The organism is Alteromonas sp. 4NH20-0104 (assembly GCF_057547795.1).
Window position 1 is genome coordinate 162,222 of record NZ_BAAJLP010000003.1, and the last position, 21,307, is coordinate 183,528.

A 21,307-nucleotide genomic window follows, 5' to 3' on the forward strand; every position below is an offset into this window, starting at 1 on the left:
TTGGCTGGCTGGCTGGCGTTGTTTCATTGTTGAGTGGCTGTGCAATGGCAGAGACCCATACAATTCCAACTGAACGAGTGGGAACAAGCCCTAAGGGATTGGAAACTGTTGATTTAGGTTCTGGTTTTGATAGCAGTCAATGGCGAAACCTTCGTATGCGGGAAGCAACTTTGCAGCCCGGGGGGAGTTTACCCATGCACAGTCATGCCAATCGGCCTGCGGTCGCTTACATGTTGCAAGGTGAATTAACGGTTTACATCGAAGGTAAGCCAGAACCGATAGTTTATCGTGCAGGTGAATACTATCAAATCTATAAAGCTAGTCATGCAATGCGTAATGTGGGCGATGTACCGGTAGTGTTTATTGAAGTTGACCTGACGAATTAGTAAATGTTTCCCGCAAACGTTACTCATTGAGCGTCAGGCTCAACTGGCATAAAACAGCGAAAATCAGTCTCACGGTGTCATGCCGATTTGATAGTTAAAATTAAGCCTCTTGTGAGCTGTACTTGATATAAAAAGGTGCGTATCGACTAATACCAGTCACCTTAAGTGACTGGTATTAGCTTGTTATTGAGCACCTTTACACTTGTACTCCAGTTACTACTCAGACAGCTTAGCTACAGCTGCTTTTAGTTCCGTGATCAATGCATCGTCGGTAACTTTACCTGCATCCATATCAAATTTGTCATAAAAGCCAGGGACGGAAACGGTTGCTTTTACGCTAGCGGCGTAGAAAGGCGCAGAAGCTTCAGCTGCGGCTAACACTGATTTCGCGCCACTTGGGCCCGGAGAGGTAGCCAGATAAACCGCCGGCTTTTGCTTGAACAATTCGCGGTCGATACGCGTTGCCCAGTCAAACAGGTTTTTATATGCCGCCGGATAATGGCCATTATGCTCGGCATACGAGATAACAAATGCATCAGCGTCGGCCAGATCGTTTAAGAAGCCCTGCGCACCTTCAGCCTGGCCAATTTCTTTTTCCAGATCTTCGCTGAACATAGGCACATCATAATCATTGATGTCCAACACTTTAACTTCTGCGCCGTCAACCAGACCGGCAGTATAAGTAGCCAGTGCCTTGTTGATTGAGGTTGAACTGGTACTTGCTCCATAAGCTACAATTTTCATAATTTGCCCCTTGCTAATTTAGTCATTGTAGTAATGATAATGGAGCCCGAAAGGCACATCCATCAGATTAAAACCCCACAGATATTCGATTTTTCAGAATGATGTTTACAAAATAGACAAATGCTTGTCAGTTAAAAGCGAAGGTACAAAATCTGATTTCCGTTATGCGAGGCGGCCGCTTTGTGTGCTAATATGGCGCCGTTTTCCAGGGACAGAGCAGTAGTTTGAATAAGCGTGTTATCTTTCATGTGGGCCCGCCAAAAACCGGTAGTTCGGCGATCCAACAGTTTCTTCATCAGCATCGCCAGCAACTGATGGCGTCGGGAGTGTTATATCCCGCGCACTCTGTGGACGAAAACGGCATTAGCTCGGGTAATGCCAGAGAAATTTGCGCTCCGGATCCAGAGGGCCGTCTGGCGTTGGATCATCAAAAACTATCCAATGTTCTCAACGCCTTTGAGAACAACCCTGAAGCTCACATACTGCTGTTAAGCTCCGAATCGTTTTTCAGAATTATGGATGACATTATTCAGGCTGTGCCCGATGCTGAAATTATCTGCTTTCTGCGAAACCCGGTAGAGTTTCAGCTGTCAATCTACAACCAGTCGGTAAAACGTCATGGCAATCAAAAGCCTTTTGCGCCGGGTAAGCGCCTCAACCTTGGCCAATGGGAGAGCATTTTAAAAACAGCCAACCAACTTGAGGCTCGTCAGCTCCATTGCTTCGCTTATAAAAATCATGGTGAAAAAGGCAATGTCATTACCGACGTCCTTGGCGTGTTAGGTCTGCGGGATGAACTTTCAGTGAGTGATAAGTCGGTGAACGTATCTTACAGTTTCGCCGCGCTCGAACTCAAACGCTGGCTTAACCAGTTTCCGATTAGCGCTTTACAAGCAGAGCTGGATGCTTATTTACAGGCGGCCAGTGCCGGCGCAGGCCGTTATCGTTTGCTGGACGATGAAACTCTGGCAGCTTATAAACAGCAGCTTGCCAATGTCACTGCTAAATTTCAGCAGTTACTGCCACAACAGGACTGGCAACTGGTTAATGAAGCCCTCAATAACGTTGCTGCATTGCCCTGGTATCAGCAGGGTGTGCATGAGTCGGATATTGCCGGATTAGTCTGTCAGTTACGACAGGATAAGCCCATGCTTTTCAGGGCACTAAGTGTAATAGTCGATTCAGCGGAACAGGCGGATGACGATGCGTCGTTGAAGAACCTGTTTGAGTTGAGCCGTGGTGCACGTTGGTTAGCGGCATTACCGTTATTCTGTACGCGTATGCTGGGCGAAGTCAGACAAAAATTGAATGCCTCGACGCGCAAATCGACGCTGCAACCCCCGGCATCGCTTAATAACGCAGTAAAGGTCAGCAATGCTGACATTATTCCGCAACTATCCGGCTCGACGCCGGCTAGGATCCGTGGTGGTGTGCGGGCACAAGCGCTGCCGGAGTTTGCTCATCAGTTTCGGTATCAACAAATCAACTTACAGCAAACGGCACCAGTGCGCGCGACCAATACTGAAGTAATCGCCGGCCAGCCAGAAATTAGCCGCTGCAAAAAGGGCCATTATTACTATGGCGGGCCAGTTTTCAGTAACTTTGGCCATTTTATCGCTGAGTCGGTTCACCGCCTGGCGGGGCTGCCAGGAGCTGAGCAGCAGGCGAATATCAGTAAGGTTGTTTTTTTACCTCAACTGCGCCGCCGTTTTCGCCTATTAGCCACACCGTTATTACCGCCTCATTTTTATGAAATTCTCGATTATCTGGGAGTAGACAAATCGCGGGTCGAATTAATTAATAAGCCCCAGCGGGTTGAAAGTTTGTGGGTTGCGCCGCAACAAAGCCTGTTCCGTAGCCACCGAAAAGTTTCTGCGGATTATCGTCAGTTTTTACTGCATTGTGAGCGCCGGGCCGGCGTGCTGCCTGATAAGCACCTGCCCGCAAAACTCTATGTGAGTCGAACGCCATTTTTAATGCGGGGCAGCTTTGCCGGAGAGCGGTATGTAGAACAGTTTTTTGCCCGGCAAGGTTACACCATCTTCCGGCCAGAGAAACACTCACTGTATGAACAGTTTCGCTATTACAAAAGTGCCGCAGAAATCGTGCTTGCCGAGGGAGCCGCTTTACACGTAATGGAATTACTTGGCGAAATGAACGCCCGGATAACGGTGCTGCAGCGCAGGAGCAATTCCGACCAACTGTTTAGCCCGATACTTGAAGCCCGCTGTAAGAATGTTAATTTCTTCGGAGCGTTAAAGGTATTGCCGTCCTTGTTTGTTGTAAAAGGTTATAAAAGTGCTGCCCACGGTAGTGCATTATCTGTTCTGCACGCTTCGGCGTTTAAAGAGCACCTGACACAGCAGCTTGCCCTTAACGGCTTTGATACTGATGAATTCCTGGCAACGGTTCGACAGGATATTGATAGTTACTTCAACGCATATGTTGAAACGCTTCGGTCAAACGATGATTTAAAGCAGATACCGGATGAATTTATTGAAAAGGTGAAAGAGTTAGAGCCTCCATACACAGGGGGCATAGCAGAAAACTGGCCCGCTGATTGATTACCGATAAACATAGTTTGGATATTTGTGAGGGGCCGCCGTTGATGATCCGTTCGCTTGACATATTGCTGAAAAAAGCATCGCAATTATGCCGGTAAAATAAACATCCAATACCAAGCGGTGAAAATCATAGTGCAGCCCGTTGCATATCTGCGCTAAATACTCAATTCCCCGCCCGCACTATTTACCTACTTCTTTGAATTGTATTATAAGTAAGAGTTATAAGGCTTAAACGTTTCATAAGTGGTATTTACGTGTTTAAGGGTAAATTTTCTCTTTCAATTTCGATTTTATTTATGCATTATTGGCTTCTCGCTGTAATCCTTTCCTAAAACTCCAATAAAAATGGAAGATTACAAAATTGTAGATATAAACCAGTTTTATAAAGCAAGAGCTTTACAATTTTGTAGTAAATGGATCAAAAGCACCTTGTGGCAACAAACAGATACCGCTTAATCGCTCCTTAAAAACGGCGGTTAGGTTAATTTTGCCCGGAGGAAAGGAGGATACTCTTGAAACTCTTAGTTCTAAACGAAGCAAGGCACGCTATTGATGATAGTTTTGTCGAACAGCGCTGCGCTGTAACGCCTGCCACAGTGATGCGGTTTACCCGAATGGGCTTTACCGTCATGCTTGAACAAGACGCTGGCGCGTTATCAGGCTATCCCGATGCCGCCTACACCGAACAAGGTGCCAGTATTGTAGAAGCCACTGCCGACGTGCTTGGTGATGCCGATATTGTGCTCTACGTTAACCGCCCGTTAAGCAGTCAGCTGGCTCAGCTAAAAGCCAATGCGCTGGTAATTGGCCATATCGATCCGTTCTTCCAGCAGGAATTGGTAGAGAGCATGGCTGATAAAGGTTTGTCGACGTTGTCGGTTGAAATGATCCCGCGTTCCTCCCGTGCCCAGAAAATGGATGCCCTGAGTTCTCAGGCGAGTCTGGCGGGTTATGTGATGATGATGCAGGCCGCGAATGCCCTGCCAAGCATCCTGCCCATGATGATGACACCCTCCGGTACCATTAAACCGGCCAAGGTGTTTATTATTGGTGCTGGTGTAGCTGGCCTGCAAGCCATTGCGACTGCTAAGCGTTTAGGCGCTAACGTGCTGGCTTACGATACCCGCCCGGTAGTGGCCGAGCAGGTAGAATCTTTAGGCGGCAAGTTTCTCAAAATTGATATTGGTGAAACCGGTCAGACCAAAGACGGTTATGCCAAAGAGCTTACCGACGAGCAAAAAGCCAAGCAGCAGGAAGCGCAGCGCGATGCGATTGCCGACTCGGATATCGTTATCACCACTGCCCAGCTGTTCGGACGTAAACCCCCGGTGCTGATTTCCAAACAAACTCTGGCGTTAATGAAGCCCGGAAGTGTTGTGGTGGACATGGCTGCGCTATCGGGCGGTAACGTTGAAGGCTCTGTGCCTGGCGAAACAGCGGTGGTTGAGGGCGTTACCGTGATTGGTGACGGCAACTGGAGCCAGCGCGTGGCTCGCGATGCTACCGATATGTATGCCAATAACCTGATCAATCTCATTGATGAGTTTTTCGATAAGGAATCCAAGCAGTTCACGCTGGATCTGGAAGACGAAATCCTCGCAAGTAGCGTAATTACCCACGCTGGCGAGATCACCAATGACATGCTCAAAAACGCATACAAAGGGGGCTAACGCATGGAAACTATTTACCTGATCTTTATTGTTCTGCTGGCTGCCTTTTTAGGGTTCGAACTTATCCGTAAGGTACCGGCTACACTGCACACGCCGTTAATGTCCGGCTCTAACGCAATCTCCGGGATCACCCTGGTGGGGGCGTTGGTAGCCTCAGGCTCTGACAACGATACGCTAACCACTATTTTAGGTACGGCAGCCGTAGCGCTGGCGAGTATCAACGTGGTGGGCGGGTATATGGTTACCGACCGTATGCTCAGCATGTTCAAGAAAAAACAAGGCAAGTAAGGAGATTATGCTGTGAGTGATAATGCATTGATCATTAATCTTGCCTACGTACTGGCAACCACGTTATTCATTGTTGGCCTTAAATTACTGAGTCATCCGTCATCGGCCAAAAAAGGCAACCTGGTATCGGCTATAGGTATGTTTATCGCCGTGGTCGTTACCTTAATCGACCAGCAGATTATCAGCTATCACTGGATCCTGGCGGGTTTTGTGATTGGCGGAGCGTACGGTGCATGGAAAGCCAAAAGCGTAGAGATGACTTCGATGCCAGAAATGGTGTCGCTGTTTAACGGTTATGGCGGCGCAGCATCACTGCTGCTGGGCTGGGCAACCGTTTCCGGTATGAGTGCTATTACGCTGGCCACTACCGACTCACTGGTTTTTGTCACCGTGTTTCTGACTATTTTAATTGGTGGTGTCACCTTCTCGGGCTCTGTGATTGCCTGGGGTAAGCTCTCTGGCAAGATGTCGTCGAAAGCGTTTATCTTTACTGGTTTGCGTGAACTGAGCATTCTGCATCTGGTAGCGTTTTTTGTGGTCGGCTATTTGTTTGCTACCGACCCGGGCAACCCGCTGTGGTTGTATGTGTCGATTGCACTGGCGTTAAGCTTTGGTATCTGGGCCACTATCTCCATTGGCGGTGCCGACATGCCGGTGGTTATCGCACTGCTTAACTCGTACTCAGGTGTTGCAGCCTGTGCGGCGGGTCTGGCGGTTGCTAACACCATTCTAATTGTTACCGGTCTGCTGGTAGGCGCGTCGGGTCTTATTCTGACTAACATCATGTGTAAAGCCATGAACCGCTCGCTCATGAATGTACTGCTTTCCGGGTTTGCCAAGCCGGTAGAAATGGGCGAGGCCATCGAAGGCGAAGTGAAAATCATGTCTGCCCAGGATGCGTTTTACGTACTGGAAGCCGCGCAGTCTGTACTGGTAGTGCCGGGTTACGGTATGGCGGTAGCACAGGCTCAACACGCGGTTCGCGAGATGCAGTCGTTACTGGAAGAAAACAACTGTACAGTGGAATATGCTATTCACCCGGTAGCTGGACGTATGCCTGGCCACATGAACGTACTGCTGGCAGAAGCCGATGTACCTTATGATCTGCTGTGCGAAATGGACGATGTGAATCCGCGCATGGAAAACTACGACGTGGTCATTGTTATCGGTGCTAACGACGTGGTTAACCCGGCGGCCAAAGAGATGAAAGGCAGCCCGATTTACGGCATGCCGGTAATTGAGGTATACCGCGCCAAAACCGTATTTGTGCTTAAGCGTTCTGCCAATGCTGGTTTTGCCGGGGTTGACAACCCGCTGTTCTTTAAAGACAACACCCGCATGGTACTGGGTGATGCCAAAGACACCATTAATAATATCGTTCGCGAGTTTGGTGACGATTAATCGTTACGCTTAGTCAATTATCGTAAAAATGGCCTGCATAAGTGAATTGTGCAGGCCATTTTTGTTGGCTGCTGATATGATCCCCTTCCACCGGATAAATTGTTGGAGTAAGTGGTGAAAGATAAAGTCCTGTCTGTCGCGCTGGTGTGCATTATTGCACTCAAGTGCATGGATCTTTATATCGACTTTTCGGAAGATCTGGAGCTCATCCACATTATTCAGGAGTCTGTACTGATCCTGATATCATCTGGTCTATTTTTGTTTCTGATTATCGATATTCGCCAACGCTCAACAGCGCTTAAGGCACTCAGAGCCGATTTAGAATTATCTAACTCCAAAGTCAGTCAGATGTCTGAAGAACTCAAACGCTCCAAGCGGGATTTTTTTGCCGCAGTTCAGGAACAGTTTGAGCGCTGGCAACTCACCCCCAGCGAAAAAGAGGTGGGCTTGTTTTTATTAAAGGGCCTCAGCCTTAATGAAATTGCCGAGCTGCGCCAGACCTCAGAGAAAACCATTCGCCACCAGGCCTCGGCAGTCTACAAAAAGTCAGACTGTACCGGCCGCCACGAACTCGCCGCGTTTTTCTTTGAGGAAATGAGTTGATTTTTATTCTATTAAATCAGCTATATGCCCCGCTTATAGGCTAAATGCCCTATGTATTTCAAACTAATGTTCTAAGGTAACAATAGCGATTAACGACTATACTCTTCACAGAATTTGCAATCACTGAGGAGTCGTAATGCGACGTTCACTGTTAAGTTTATCTATTTTGGCCGGTTTGCTAACCGGTTGTGGTGGTGGATCTTCTGATTCTGCTGTAGAAACCCTGCCATCAGGCACTGAGCCGCCAACTTCCAATCCAACTACTGTAGTAAAAAGCGGTGTGATCACCGGGTTTGGTAGTGTCTACATCGATGGTAAACGCTATACCACCAATACCACCACAATTACTGTTAACGGCAACGCCGGCGCGGCTATCGACGCATTAAAAGTGGGCATGAAAATTCAGCTCACCAGTGATGATGACGACGATGAAAATAGCAATGACGCCAGCGCAACGAGTATTACTTACGACTCAGATGTGGGTGGGATTATTCAGTCGATTGATCGCTCTGCCGGGCAAATTCAAATTGCCGGTGTAACGATGGTGTACGACGATTTAACCCATTTTATCGGTACCTCTGTTACCACATTAAACGTGGGAGATCGCATCGAGGCAAGCGGCTACGCAATGGCTGATGGCTCATTTTATGCCACATACGTAGAACTGGAAAATGATCTGCCAGAAAGTGAGCCACAGCACATCACCGGAGTGATTAGCGAGCTGGAAACGACTGCGCAAACTTTTTTCATTGGCAGCATGCAGGTGGATTACAGCCAGGCGGTGCCAGAGGGTGAGCTGGCCAACGCGCTGCAGGTTAAACTTGAGGGAGTAATAACTAACAATGTCTTTGTGGCTTCTGAGCTTGAAGTACGCAACAGCCGCTTTGAAGAGCAGGATGACATTGCAGAAGCTGAAGTGGAAGGGGTGATTACGGCGGTAGATGCTGCTGCTCAGACGCTGGAAATTTATGGTCAAACTTACGCTTATAATAATGCCACTCAGTTTGAATATGGCGCAGCTGAAAATTTAGCGCCGGGTGTAGTGGTTGAACTGAACCTGGCCTTTAATAACGGCGAGCAAACCGTTACCAAAATTGAGTTTAAACAACTATCCGTTACCGACGGCAAGCTAAAGGGAATGATTACTGCTCTGGACAACGAAGCAGGCTCATTTACCGTTAACAACACGGTATTTTACGTTAATACACAAACCCGCTTTGAAGACGATAATGACCAATACATTGCACTGAATTCACTACAACTGAATGATTTAGTGGAAGTGGTTTATCAGGTGGAGGCAGGGCAAAACATCGTACTGCGACTCGAGCGTGAGGATGACAACGAGTATTACGAGGAGTCTGAGGTTGAAGGGTATCTTACAGCTTTTACAGAGAACTCTGTAACGCTCTCGGGCCTGACTATCGCTATGAGTGTCGACGCAGTTTACTTGCTTGACGATCGCCGTGTCACGTTGGCAGAGTTCATTGCTGCCCTGGTTAACGGTGTAATACTTGAGGTACGTGGAAACTATGATGCCAATGGTAGCTTTACCGCGAATAAGTTTGAGTTGGAGCTCGAAGATGACAATTCGGATGATGATTCAGACGGTGGTTCGGATGATGGCTCTGATGATAATTCGGACGATAACGACGACGGCCAGGATAACGATGGCGCTACCACGGGTACTTATCTGGAGATTGAAGGACGGGTTAGTGCAGTGGGTGCAGACAACCGCTTTACGGTGAATGGCTACGAGGTAGATATAAGTGGTGCGTCCGAGCTTGAACTTAACGGCCGCCGGGTGAGCGCCGCTGAGTTTATGGCAGCCATCAGTGCAGGCACTATCGTCGAGGTAGAAGGTTCGCTCAACGAAGCAGGGGTACTACTGGCCAGGGAAGCTGAAATCGAAACGTCCGACGATAACGGCGAAAGTGACGACGACTAATCAGCGTTAACCGTTAGCGGCTTTATACAGCCGCTAACGGTTTGTTATCGCTCGGCTCTGCAATAAGCTGGTTAGTTTATTCCGGCAGCCGCCATAGCACGGCGCATATAAGCAATTTGCTGCGCCAGGGGCAGTTCTTTGGGGCAGAAGTCTTCACAGCCGAGCATGGTCATACAACCAAATACGCCGTGTTCGTTGCCAATGACTTCGTAAAACTGCGCATCGGTGCGATTGTCCCGGGGATCAATTTTAAAACGAGCTAATTGATTTAAGCCTACTGCGCCAACAAATTCCGGGCGCATTTGGGCAGTACCACAGCCGGCGATACAGCAACCGCACTCAATACAACGCTCCAGCTCGTAAATCTGTTCGGCCTGCTCTGGTGCCATTTTTTCTTCCATCGCATCAAAGTTACTTACTTCTGCGCTGTGAATCCAGGTTTGTAAATGCTCACTCATGCCGCGCATCCACTTACCCGTGTTCACCGATAAGTCGCCGATCAGCTCAAAGCCGGGTAATGGCATTAAAGTAACTTTGGTTGGAAGCTGGCTTATCAAGGTGCGGCAGGCGAGACCCGGGCGACCGTTAATGAGCATGGCGCAACTGCCGCAAATGCCGGCCCGGCACACAAAATCAAACTGCAAAGAGGGGGCCTGTTTAGCGCGAATTTCATTTAACGCGATAAACAGCGTCATGCTGTCTGCTTCTTCTAACTGGTAGGTTTCAAAATGCGGCTCGCTGGCCTCATCGAAAGGGTTATGCCGAAAAATCGCAAACTCAATGGTTCTCGCGGTGCTCACCTTTACCGGAATGGTTTTTTCTGTGCAGGCGTTCATGCATCAAGCTCCTCGGATAAACGGGCGTTGCGGCCACGGAAGGGTTCGGGCAAGCAGCCTGTAAAGGGCATCAGTTGCTGTTGTTTGGCAAAACGGTCTGCATCGCCTGCTTGTACGCCATCTACTTCGGCCTGACGAGTAGGCGTATCAGGGTGATCAATGCGCTCTTTGCCACCATAACCGCGCCAGCCGGGCGGCAGTTCCATGCTCATTACATCGAGCGGCTCATAGTCTATGGCAGGCGAGGCTGCCTCAGGTGACCAGCTGGTCAGCGTACGCTTGAGCCAGTCTTTGTCGTTTCTAAGCGGGAAGTCTTCACGGCAATGCGCGCCGCGGCTTTCTTCCCTGGCTAATGCACCACTGGCCACACACAGGCTTAGCTTAAGCATCTTTTTGGCGCGATAAGCCGCGCAGAGTTCCGGGTTTACACCACGGCTGGTGTCGCTGACTTTTATTCGTCCGGCACGCTCATACAGAGATTGCAATTCAGTAACCGCCTCAGCCAACTGCTCACCGTGGCGGAAAATCCCCACTTTGTCGGTCATCACTGATTGCATGGCTTCAATAATTTGCCAGGCGTTTTCGTTATTCTCGCTGCGCTGGAACGACGCCAGTTCATCACGAACCTCATTCACCTGGCTATCAATGGCCGTAGAACTGATTGCCAGGGTAGCCTCTGTGGTCAGGCTGTCGGCCATAAACTCGCCTACAATCATGCCGGCTACCACGGTTTCAGCCACCGAGTTACCGCCAAGGCGATTAAAACCGTGCATATCCCAGCAGGCTGCCTCGCCGGCTGCAAATAAGCCTTTTAGCGTTGGTGATTCGCCGCGGTAATCGGTACGGATACCACCCATAGAATAATGCTGAGCCGGGCGCACCGGAATAAGCGACTCGGTAGGATCGACACCTAAGAAATACTGGCAGATTTCCTTCACCTCGCGCAGTTTGCTGTTGATATGCTTTTTGCCCAGCAAACGGATATCCAGCCACAAATGTTCACCAAAACGGGACTGTACGCCGTGGCCGTTACGAATGTGCGTTTCCATCCAGCGCGACACCACATCGCGGGAGGCAAGCTCGCGCTTCTCGGGTTCATAATCCGGCATAAAGCGGTGCTCTTTTGCATCCAGCAACAGGCCGCCATCGCCGCGACAGCCCTCAGTAACCAGTATACCCGCCGGGAAAATTCCGGTGGGATGAAACTGCACCGCTTCCATATTGCCCAGTTTGGCAATGCCGGTTTCAAGTGCGATAGCAGTACCAATGCCCTGATTAATTACGGCGTTGGTGGATACCCGGTAAATACGGCCGAAGCCGCCGGTAGCAATACAGGTGACTTTAGCCAGGTAAACCATGAGTTCACCGGTAATGAGGTTTCGTACAATCGCACCCTGACAGCGGCCGTTATCATGGAGCAGAGCAATGGCCTCCATGCGCTCGTGGACTTCAATGCCCTCGGCAATGGCCTGATTACTCATGGTATACAGCATGGAGTGGCCGGTGCCGTCGGCCACATAGTTAGTGCGCCATTTGGCCGTGCCACCAAAGTTGCGTGCGGTAATCAGGCCGTGTGACTCATCCCTTTCTGTAATCGTTACTTCTTCGCCGTTGATCACACTTTTATGATCGCCTTTTTGTACCCGGTTCCAGGGGACACCCCAGGCAGCCAGTTCGCGCACCGCTTTCGGGGCGGTATGCACAAACATGCGGGCAACTACCTGATCGGCGCCCCAGTCACTGCCGCGAATAGTGTCGGCAAAATGCACGTCTTCGTTATCGCCCCAGCCCTTGGCACTGTTGCCTAAACTGGCCTGCATACCCCCTTGTGCTGCCGCACTGTGCGAGCGTTTGGGCGGCACAAGGCTTAAAATAAGTGGCGTAAAGCCACGGCGCTTAACCCCAATAGCGGCTCGTAAACCGGCCAGACCACCACCAATAATCAGCGCATCGGTTACAATCGTTTGCATTAGTCATTCTCTCCTTGCGAGGCGCTGTGCAGCTGCGAATATTCGGCGGGATGATAACGCTCTCCGGCGCGGTCCTGATGCTCGTAGCCTACTTTCATATAGGCGGCGAGCGTCAGTGATCCCAGTACCAGAAAGAATAAAGTGAGTACCCATTTGGCTATGGTCAGGCGTTTGCGGCCAACTTTTGGATCCTTGCCCATAAACCAGCCCCACTTGACGAGCACCCGGTACAGGCCAATGCCGCCGTGGAGCTCAACCACAAACAGCAGCATTAAATACAGCGGCCACATGCGCCCAGTCCATACTCTGTCGGATGAGGCGTACGGGCCGATATCCGCTGGATGCATGATTAACTGGTATAAATGAACAGAGGCCAGAAAGAATAAGGCGAAACCGGTGATCACCTGCACATACCACAGGTAACTGTCGGTATGGCGTATACCGCCAAGATGATTGTGCAGGGTACGGTACTGGCGGTGAGTGGCCGGAAACTTACGCATCGCCAGAAACGCGTGAAGCACAACTAACGACAGAATAAACAGCGCAAACAGGCTCACCAGAATGGGGTAGCCCTTACCAAAGATTGGCTCGCCCTCAAACATCTTGGTCACCCAGTACATGGCATCATTGCCCAGCAGAATGCTCGACACCATAAACATGTGCGCCCACATGAACAGGGCCAGAATGATGCCGCTGACACTTTGCAGCATGTCCATTACAGCGGGGCCGCGGGGGCTGGATAGCGGATTTTTGAACAGCACAGCACTTTCTCCCTGAAAGTCGGGTTCCCTGCATGCAGGGAAAGATGGCCTGAGTGATTGAATGTAAGAGTTAAGTTTTACTTTGTTATGACATGGCTGGTTGGGATTGCATAAGACGACAGCACAAACCATGCGGTATTTGTTTTACTTTACGGCACTAAAAAGTGTGGCGCAATGCACTAACTAAGGCAACTTTACCAATGTTTGTTCTGGATCATCCTCTGGTTTCAATCTCCCGTAAAAAGAGCAGGGTGGTTAAACTACTGGTACAGTTTTGTCTCGACAAGGAGCCTAAATGGCCCCTGGCTGTGCAGAATTTGGTATTTAAGAGGTCATCAGCAGGGTTGCTTTTACCGCTTTATGCCACTGGGTTAAACGCTGCTCGCGGGCGCTGTCGGTGGCATTGGCTTCAAACTCACGCTGGCAGGGATTCGCTTCGGCCAGTTGGTTTAATTCGGTGATATCTCCGGCCTGAAAAGCGGCCAGTAGTGCAGCGCCCAGTGCGGTGGTTTCCATCACTTTTGGCCTGACTACCGGCACATTCAACGTATCGGCCAGATACTGGCAAAACCACTCGTTGGCCACCATACCACCATCTACCTTTAAAATAGTTGGTGGATTACCGCCGCTGCTCATGGCAGTGACTAAGTCGTGGGTTTGAAAACAAATCGATTCGAGGGTAGCGCGCACAATATCATTGGCAGTAGTGGCACGGGTGATGCCGAAGACTGCCCCACGGGCATCAGGATCCCAGTGCGGTGCACCAAGACCGGTAAAAGCGGGCACTACCACCAGGCCGTGTTCGTTACCCACTTGTCCGGCAATGGCTTCGGAATCGGCGGCTTTTTCAATTAAACCCAGCCCGTCGCGCAGCCATTGTACCGCCGCGCCAGCAACAAAAATGGAGCCTTCTACCGCATAATGGGTTATACCGTTGAGCCGATACGCAATGGTGGTAAGCAGGCCCGTGTGGTTGATGTCACACTGGCTGCCGGTGTTGACCAGGGCAAAGCAGCCCGTGCCATAGGTGGCTTTAACGCTGCCCTGAGTAACACAGCCCTGGCCCACCATAGCAGCCTGCTGGTCGCCGGCAACACCGCTGATGTTTAACACCACAGGCAACAGGCCTGCCTGCGTTCGACCAAAGTCGTCGGCACAATCTTTAACCTCTGGCAGCAGGCCAGCTGGAATATCAAACAGCGCTAAGAGTTCTTCATCCCACTGCTGGCTGTGAATATTAAACAAACTGGTGCGACTGGCATTGGTCACATCGGTGGCGTGCACATTACCGTTGGTTAAACGCCAGATTAAGAACGTATCAACGGTCCCGAATAACAGCTTGTTATTTGCGGCCAGCTCGGCCGTGCCTTCCACATTGTCGAGGATCCAGCGAATCTTGCTGGCCGAAAAGTACGGGTCCAGTTTGAGGCCGGTTTTTTGTTGTACCAGGTTTTCATGCACAGACAAGCTACTGCAATAGCCGCTGGTGCGCCGGTCCTGCCAGACAATAGCATTGTACACAGGCTGGCCGGTTTCTTTGTTCCAGACCAGCGTGGTTTCCCGTTGGTTGGTGATCCCCACATGTTTGACAGACAGTTTGAGATCGCTGGCAACGGTTAGCGCTTCACGGGCCACATTCAGTACCGACTGCCAGAGTTCCTCCGGATCCTGCTCTACCCAACCGTTTTTGGGGTAGTACTGCGGAAATTCCCGCTGAGCCGTGTAAAGAATCTCAAACTGGTGGTTAAATAAAATGGCCCTGGAAGAAGTGGTTCCCTGGTCAATGGCCAGGTAGGCAGAGTTACCGGTTGCAGCAGGCATACGTTGCTCATTATTCAATTAGTTATAATGCTGTAGTTTAACGGGATAAAAGCGGAACGCCAGTCCCTGGCTTATGCGCGCCATACGACACAATAATTGTGGGTTAAGCCAATTTATTGCTTTGCTGCCTGCGATTTTTACTTTAATGTAAGTTAAGACTTATATTAATAAGCTTTTCCCGCTTCTACCTGCAGCATCAGCGGTTTAATACCCAACGACCTTTTACCACTCAAGGATGAAATATGACTCGCTTACGCTGCTTAAGTGCTTTAGTAGCTCTATGTTCCTGTGTTTTGCATATCAATGTTAACGCTGAAGAATGGCAACAAATTCCGGTGCCATCCACTGTAGAAATCATCAATGATGAGGGGCAACTGCAAACGCTGACACCGGCCTGTGCTCTGGAGACCATCACGGACCCTGCTACCGGGGCTGTTATTCCAAATGATTTCCACTTCTATTTTAAACCGGGCAATGCCGGTAAATTAGTGGTCTTTTTTAACGGTGGCGGTGCCTGCTGGAATGACGCGACCTGTGTAACATCACTGGCTCTGAGCGGCGTGCCTGGTGGCCGTCCTACTTATAACCCGTCTATGTACACCGAAAACTCGCCGGTCAATGCCGGCGGCATATTCGATGACGATAATCCGCGTAACCCCTTTGCCAACTGGAGCAAGGTATTTATTCCTTATTGCACCGGCGATATCCACATTGGTTCAAACGATGTGGTTTATGAAGATACCACCGGCATAATAACGGGCGTGCCTGCCGCGCCGGTACCTGTGCGCCACCGCGGTTTTGATAATTTTATGGCTGTGCGTGAGTGGTTGAAAGACTATTATGCTCACAGCACGGTTAAGCCCCGCAGAATGTTGGTTGCCGGTTCCAGTGCCGGTGGTTATGGTGCCACTATCAACTTCCCTTACCTGCAGGCTGCTTTCCCAAGAGCTCGTACCGCTTTGTTAAGCGATGGTGCTGCCGGGGTATTGTCTGCGGGCTTCGTGGAGTCGACCTTCTCCTTTGGTCATACCTGGGGCGTAGAAAATAGCCTGGCGCCGATGTTTGCTCAGTTTATGGGAGCTTATCAGGCAGCTACGTTAAATCAGGATATGATGGGTGTGCTGGCAGCCAGTTATCCTCAGGTTCGCTTTGCTCAGTATTCCACGCAACTGGATGCCGTACAGGTGCTGTTCTATAAAATTTCCTCAGAAATTGACGCCGGAAATATGGATCCGTTTACCTGGGGCCTTACTGAAGATGACTACCTGTTGTTTATGGAGTGGAGCGCTGCAATGACAGGCTCTTATACTTTCCTGAATGAGTATGTGCCAAATTATCAATATTTTATTGGCGCAGGTGATGCTCACACAGTGCTTACGAATACTTATCTCACCGCGCCGGGAGATAATCCGTTTTATGATGAAAGAGCGGGGCGAATGCGATTCACCCGCTGGCTTCATCAGTTTGCTAACCGCTGGCAGTTCAGAAAAACCAGTGTGATTGACCAGTAAAAAGTTAAGGCTGCCATCCGGCAGCCTTTTTTAATCGCTCAGATTAGCTCAGTAGCATCAGGAAACCACCGCCAATCATGAACAGGTTTTCCGACAGCGAAACAAAGCCCAGCGGCACATTGCTGTCGCCGCCGACGCAGGCGCATTTGAGTTCTCGCTTGTCTATATATACCGCTTTAAATACTGATAGGGCACCAACGGTACCGATAAACAGCGACACCGGAGCAACCCACAGGGCCGGCAAACCAGCTATCATGCCGATGCCTGCGTAGGCCTCCAGAAATGGGTAACAGTAACCATAGCGCAGCCAGCGCATGGCAAGCAGATCATAGGTAATAAAAGATTGGGTAAAGCTGTATAAATCCTGCAGTTTTTGCACTGCAAGAAAACACATGCTGACAGCAATAAACAGTAGTAATGACGATAAACTCAGCAGGCTGCTGCCCATGGCAAACTGCCAACCGACGGTCATTAATGCTGCTACCGAAAAAATGGTAATGACCGGCGTGTAGGTAGTACCTGTCTGGCCCGCCTCGTCTTTACCAAAATACTCGCGCAGGTCATCGTAACCGCCAACCCGCTTGCCATCAATGAAGGTTTGCGGGGTGGTTTCTACATCGTATTGCTGTTTAAACGCATCGGTTTCTTCGCGTGAAGATAACTGATGATCCTCCACCTCAAACCCTTTCCGCTCCAGTAAATCCTTAGAACGCAGGCCAAAAGGGCAGATATGTTGTGATGTCACCATGCGATATAGCCTGGCTGTTTTACTCATAACGTCCTCCACAATGAAAATTATTCACACCCAGCGCAACCAACCTGCAATAACTGCAGCTCAGCACGGTAAAATAGAGGGTGTTTTAAACTTTACGGGAGATCTATGCAGGAACTATTCCTGCCATGATGAATCAGCGGTTTTAGCTGTGTTGTGGCTTATTACAGGGTGTATTCAAGTAAAATCAAACTCAAAGTCGTAGTAGTGCTTACCATCGACTATCTGAATTTGCATATTTCCGTATAAACCCTCGAGACCTTCGGTGGCTGAATCTGGCACCACTATGACGGTTAACTTTTGCTCGCCCCGGCTCATAATGCCCAGATGTTGCAGGGAGAAGCTGCCTTTTTTGCCCTGTAGTTCGCCTTCAAAGGTTTCGATGGCTACGTAACCTGCCGACCCCTGCACTGTGCTGTGTTTACTGAGCATCTGGCCACTGGAAGTACCGGCAAGCTCGCCGGTAAAGGATTTTGTGAATAGCATTCTGCCCATGTCCAGCTCGTCCTGCTGCGGGGTTAACTCAACGGCAAATTCTCCTAATACACGTTGCATTCCCTCATACTCCTTTCCGTGGACTTATCCCGGCACCATGAAATGCTCACAGATAATATGTTAACGTCATGAATTTGTACTACTTTATGGTACTGTGGTGGGTAAAAAATAGTCAACAAATTTCTATCATATTGACTTAATACGTAAAAAAGCAGTAATCCGGGTCAGTTTTAGATGCGTAAATTGTCATAGCGCTGACTGTAAAGACCGTTATAATACGCGCCATGTGCATGTCAGCTGCAATCATTTTTTACCAGCACGCAAAATATTTAAGGTGTTAGCGATGGATGGAACTTCTCAGGAGTGGTCTGTTGAAGAGGCGGAACGCGTATACGGCGTTTCCCGCTGGGGCGGTGGCTATTTTCACATTGGTGAAAACGGCAATATTAAGGTTACCCCCAACCCTTCAGATCCATCAATTCAAATCGATTTCAAAGCGGTCATTGATGAAATCCATCAGGAAGGCGTGCAACTGCCGGTTGTAGTGCGTTTTCATGATATTTTGCGTTCTCAGGTTGCTAACCTGAATACCATCTTCCGCAATACCATTGCTGAGGCTGAATACAGCGGCGAATATCAGGGCGTGTATCCGGTAAAAGTTAACCAGATGCGTGAAGTAGTGGAAGAGATCGTTGATGTGGGCGAACACTACAACTATGGTCTTGAGGCCGGTTCAAAAGCCGAGCTAATTACCGTGTTAGCGCTTAACACCAATGAAGACTCATTAACCATTCTTAATGGCTATAAAGACGAAGAGTTTATGCGTCTGGCGTTGCTCGGTCGCAAACTCGGTCGGCGCATGGTTGTGGTCGTTGAGAAATACTCAGAGCTACTGTTACTGGTTAAAATCTCCAAAGAACTGGGCATTGAGCCGTTAATAGGTGTACGCGCCAAAATGACAGTGAAAGGCCGTGGTAAGTGGGAGAGCTCCGGTGGCGAACGTGCCAAATTTGGTTTGAGTTTTGCCGAAATCATTAATACCGCCCGTTACCTCAAAGAACAGGGAATGGCTCACTGCCTGAAGCTACTGCATTTTCATATTGGCAGCCAGCTTACCGACATCCGCTCCGTAAAAGAGGCGATTTCTGAAGGCGGCCGCATTTATGCCGAAATGCATAAAATGGGTTTCCCGCTCGACTATGTTGATGTAGGTGGTGGTCTGGGTATCGACTACGATGGTACTGCCTCAACCAGTGAATCCTCGCGTAACTACTCCATGCAGGAGTATGTGGCCGACGTGGTTTATGGCATGAAAGAAGTGTGTGATCTGGAAGGCGTGCCGCATCCTAATCTGGTGAGCGAAAGTGGCCGGGCGATTACCGCCCACCACAGCTGCGTAATCACCCAGATTATGGGCGAAATCCGCTCCAACAGCGCAGGCGTCGACACCAGCGAAGCAGAAGGTGAGCATTATTTCGTAAAGAACATGCGCGAAATGGCCAGCTCCTTCGACCAGCAAACCAATATGCAGGAACTGTATAACGATGCCTCTCAATACAAAGAGCAGGCGCTGGACGCGTTCAAGCTACGCGTTCTTTCTCTGGAAGAACTGGCAAAAATCGAAACCCTGTACTGGGAGATAATGGAGCGTTTACAGGAGTATTACGCCCACGCAGACTACGTACCCGAAGAGTTGCAGGAGCTTGATTACAGCTTGTCATCACAGTATCTGTGCAATTTCTCGGTGTTTCAGTCGGCTGCAGATACCTGGGCCATCGACCAGCTATTGCCGGTTGTGCCTATCTCGCGGATGAACGAGCGGCCGGACGTAAACTGCTCGCTGGTAGATATCACCTGCGACAGCGACGGAAAAATCGATCAGTTCACTGTTGGTCGTGAGATCACCGATGTGTTGCCCATGCATAAACTGCAGCCTAACGAGCCATACTACATCGGGCTGTTCCTGACCGGCGCTTATCAGGACGTAATGGGTGATATGCATAATCTGTTTGGTCGTCTGAACGAAGTGCATATCTTTAGTTACGACGACGATCCGGAAGATTTCTACATCGAAGAAGTGGTGAAAGGATCTTCGGTAGAAGATGTACTGAGCATTATGCAGTACAACCCTAAAGCCATGGCTTACGATGTTAAACGGTTAATCGACAAGCAGGTGTCGGCGGGCAATATCAAACCCCGCGAAGGTGTGCGTTGGACAGACTTTTATGAGGCCTGTCTGAGCGGATATACCTATTTAAAAACCGGTAAATAGCAGCAGCCCCGCCCGCAATTCTGTGGGCGGGGAACTACTCCGGCGAGCGACGTTTTGCCTGCTCAAAGTAAGCCTCCCAGAACTCCGCCGTGGTGGTGTTTATGAGATTAGACTCAGCGTTCATCAGCATCACATAGCCGGCTTTGTATTTCGGCGAAAACGACACATCTGCACGATAGCCTTTTACCCAGCCGCCATGATAGTTAAGCACCTCGCCGGCATAATCATAAATCCGCCAGCCAAGACCATAGTGGGCATCGCTAAGATCGTCACGCCAGCCGCGGCGGTAAACTTCACGGGTGGTGCGTACCCGCGGGGTGGTTACTGCTGCCACAACATCTTCCGGCACAACAGTGGGAAACTCTAATAACATCGCCTGCAGCCAGCGGGTCATGTCGTTGATGCTGGCATTCACACCGGCCGCGGGCGTAAACCGGTAGTAATTACTTTCCACCTGGCCCTCGCGCCAGCGATTTCGCGCTATGGCAATGTGCGGGCGGGCCCACTGCCCGGAAGCCAGCAAGCCGCCTTTGCCGGCACTGGCAGTATCCATTCCCAGCGGTGTGAGTAATTGCTCCTGCAACTGGCGCTGATAAGAGGTATTGCGACTGACAAAATACTCCTGGATCACGCCAAACAGCGCGTTCTGATAAGTGTAACACTCGCCGGGCTGACACAAGGGTTCGAGTCCGGCGAGTTGATTGAGGACCCGCTTTAATGGGTAATTCGCTTCAATAAGATTGTCGTAAGCGTTAGGCATAAAGCCACTGGACTGGCCAACAATATGGCCCAGTGTCATGCCTGGGTTCAATGTGCCTGCGGCGCCCAGCGTAGGGCTCATTTCGGTCACGGGGGTCGTCCAGTCGAGTTGATTCTGCCGCACCAGCTTGGCCATCAGTACAGCGGTAAAGGTCTTCGATACCGATGCCAGGCGGAACACCGTATTCTCGTCAACAGGCTTCCCGCCACTGTGAGTTCTGCCGTAAACCTTGATAACCGGTGATTTGCCCTGCTGATAAAATACCATGGCGTAACCGGGCACATTGTATTTGCGTGCGTCGCGCTTTACCTGGGCAGCATAGTCTTCAAACCACTGGTCGGCGGCGATCGTGGTGTTACTAACAATGCATCCAGGCATTACACACAGCGCGATAAAACAGTACCGACGCAGCAAGTCCAAATAAGGCAAACAAAAAACTCCGGAATATGGGATTGAATATTATTGTGGCAAATGATCGACGCTATTATGCGGGGTGACCGCACAGTGA

The 21,307-nt window shown here is 49.9% G+C and carries 17 protein-coding genes; 9 read left to right on the plus strand and 8 right to left on the minus strand.

Going from position 1 to position 21,307, the window contains the following annotated elements; genetic code table 11:
• Window positions 1–155: 155 nt before the first annotated feature.
• Window positions 156–386 (plus strand): cupin domain-containing protein, encoded by a 231-nt coding sequence (locus tag AC27IB_RS03455; protein ID WP_487119009.1) that lies wholly within the window; start codon window positions 156–158, stop codon window positions 384–386.
• Between the two features lie 216 nt (window positions 387–602).
• Here AC27IB_RS03455 and AC27IB_RS03460 read toward each other — a convergent pair whose 3' ends face one another.
• Window positions 603–1,130, minus strand: coding sequence for an NADPH-dependent FMN reductase (locus AC27IB_RS03460; protein ID WP_487118941.1), 528 nt, complete (start codon window positions 1,128–1,130; stop codon window positions 603–605).
• Window positions 1,131–1,354: 224 nt separating this feature from the next.
• Here AC27IB_RS03460 and AC27IB_RS03465 point away from each other — a divergent pair, with 224 nt between their 5' ends.
• The 6 genes from AC27IB_RS03465 (at window position 1,355) to AC27IB_RS03490 (ending at window position 9,601) form a co-directional block, all read left to right on the plus strand.
• Window positions 1,355–3,694, plus strand: a complete 2,340-nt coding sequence (locus AC27IB_RS03465) for a glycosyltransferase 61 family protein (protein ID WP_487118943.1) — start codon at window positions 1,355–1,357, stop codon at window positions 3,692–3,694.
• Between the two features lie 512 nt (window positions 3,695–4,206).
• The gene (locus tag AC27IB_RS03470; RefSeq protein WP_487118945.1) at window positions 4,207–5,364 is read left to right on the plus strand and encodes an NAD(P) transhydrogenase subunit alpha; all 1,158 of its coding nucleotides are present in this window, start codon (window positions 4,207–4,209) and stop codon (window positions 5,362–5,364) included.
• 3 nt (window positions 5,365–5,367) lie between these two features.
• Window positions 5,368–5,652 (plus strand): NAD(P) transhydrogenase subunit alpha part 2, encoded by a 285-nt coding sequence (locus AC27IB_RS03475; protein WP_105933132.1) that lies wholly within the window; start codon window positions 5,368–5,370, stop codon window positions 5,650–5,652.
• A 12-nt stretch (window positions 5,653–5,664) separates the two neighbouring features.
• Window positions 5,665–7,053 carry an NAD(P)(+) transhydrogenase (Re/Si-specific) subunit beta gene (locus AC27IB_RS03480; RefSeq protein WP_487118947.1) on the plus strand — a complete coding sequence of 463 codons (1,389 nt, stop codon included), beginning with the start codon at window positions 5,665–5,667 and terminating at the stop codon, window positions 7,051–7,053.
• A 114-nt stretch (window positions 7,054–7,167) separates the two neighbouring features.
• Window positions 7,168–7,656 carry a helix-turn-helix transcriptional regulator gene (locus tag AC27IB_RS03485; protein WP_241155634.1) on the plus strand — a complete coding sequence of 163 codons (489 nt, stop codon included), beginning with the start codon at window positions 7,168–7,170 and terminating at the stop codon, window positions 7,654–7,656.
• A 136-nt stretch (window positions 7,657–7,792) separates the two neighbouring features.
• Window positions 7,793–9,601 (plus strand): DUF5666 domain-containing protein, encoded by a 1,809-nt coding sequence (locus AC27IB_RS03490; protein ID WP_105933135.1) that lies wholly within the window; start codon window positions 7,793–7,795, stop codon window positions 9,599–9,601.
• 71 nt (window positions 9,602–9,672) lie between these two features.
• On the opposite strand, the gene AC27IB_RS03495 is transcribed toward AC27IB_RS03490, so the two are convergent.
• The 4 genes from AC27IB_RS03495 to glpK all read right to left on the minus strand — a co-directional run bounded on the left by AC27IB_RS03495 (window position 9,673) and on the right by glpK (window position 14,989).
• On the minus strand, window positions 9,673–10,401 hold the full coding sequence (locus tag AC27IB_RS03495) for a fumarate reductase iron-sulfur subunit (RefSeq protein WP_476726840.1): 729 nt from the start codon (window positions 10,399–10,401) through the stop codon (window positions 9,673–9,675).
• A gap of 32 nt (window positions 10,402–10,433) precedes the next feature.
• Complete coding sequence (locus AC27IB_RS03500; protein WP_487118950.1) at window positions 10,434–12,407, minus strand: fumarate reductase flavoprotein subunit; 1,974 nt, start codon at window positions 12,405–12,407, stop codon at window positions 10,434–10,436.
• A complete protein-coding gene (locus AC27IB_RS03505) occupies window positions 12,407–13,168 on the minus strand; it encodes a fumarate reductase cytochrome b subunit (RefSeq protein ID WP_487118952.1) in 762 nt (253 codons plus the stop codon). Before AC27IB_RS03505 ends, AC27IB_RS03500 begins: the two co-directional genes overlap by 1 nt.
• Window positions 13,169–13,492: 324 nt before the next feature.
• A complete protein-coding gene (gene glpK / locus AC27IB_RS03510) occupies window positions 13,493–14,989 on the minus strand; it encodes a glycerol kinase GlpK (protein WP_487118954.1) in 1,497 nt (498 codons plus the stop codon).
• A 242-nt stretch (window positions 14,990–15,231) separates the two neighbouring features.
• Here glpK and AC27IB_RS03515 point away from each other — a divergent pair, with 242 nt between their 5' ends.
• Entirely contained in the window at window positions 15,232–16,500 is a 1,269-nt protein-coding gene (locus AC27IB_RS03515; RefSeq protein ID WP_487118956.1) for a pectin acetylesterase-family hydrolase, read from the plus strand.
• 43 nt (window positions 16,501–16,543) lie between these two features.
• On the opposite strand, the gene AC27IB_RS03520 is transcribed toward AC27IB_RS03515, so the two are convergent.
• The gene (locus tag AC27IB_RS03520; protein ID WP_487118958.1) at window positions 16,544–17,275 is read right to left on the minus strand and encodes a MauE/DoxX family redox-associated membrane protein; all 732 of its coding nucleotides are present in this window, start codon (window positions 17,273–17,275) and stop codon (window positions 16,544–16,546) included.
• Between the two features lie 174 nt (window positions 17,276–17,449).
• The gene (locus tag AC27IB_RS03525; protein WP_487118960.1) at window positions 17,450–17,827 is read right to left on the minus strand and encodes a DUF3224 domain-containing protein; all 378 of its coding nucleotides are present in this window, start codon (window positions 17,825–17,827) and stop codon (window positions 17,450–17,452) included.
• Window positions 17,828–18,110: 283 nt separating this feature from the next.
• Here AC27IB_RS03525 and speA point away from each other — a divergent pair, with 283 nt between their 5' ends.
• The gene (gene speA / locus AC27IB_RS03530; protein ID WP_487118962.1) at window positions 18,111–20,039 is read left to right on the plus strand and encodes a biosynthetic arginine decarboxylase; all 1,929 of its coding nucleotides are present in this window, start codon (window positions 18,111–18,113) and stop codon (window positions 20,037–20,039) included.
• A 34-nt stretch (window positions 20,040–20,073) separates the two neighbouring features.
• Here speA and AC27IB_RS03535 read toward each other — a convergent pair whose 3' ends face one another.
• Window positions 20,074–21,177 carry a serine hydrolase domain-containing protein gene (locus tag AC27IB_RS03535; RefSeq protein ID WP_487119011.1) on the minus strand — a complete coding sequence of 368 codons (1,104 nt, stop codon included), beginning with the start codon at window positions 21,175–21,177 and terminating at the stop codon, window positions 20,074–20,076.
• Between the last annotated feature and the right edge of the window lie 130 nt (window positions 21,178–21,307).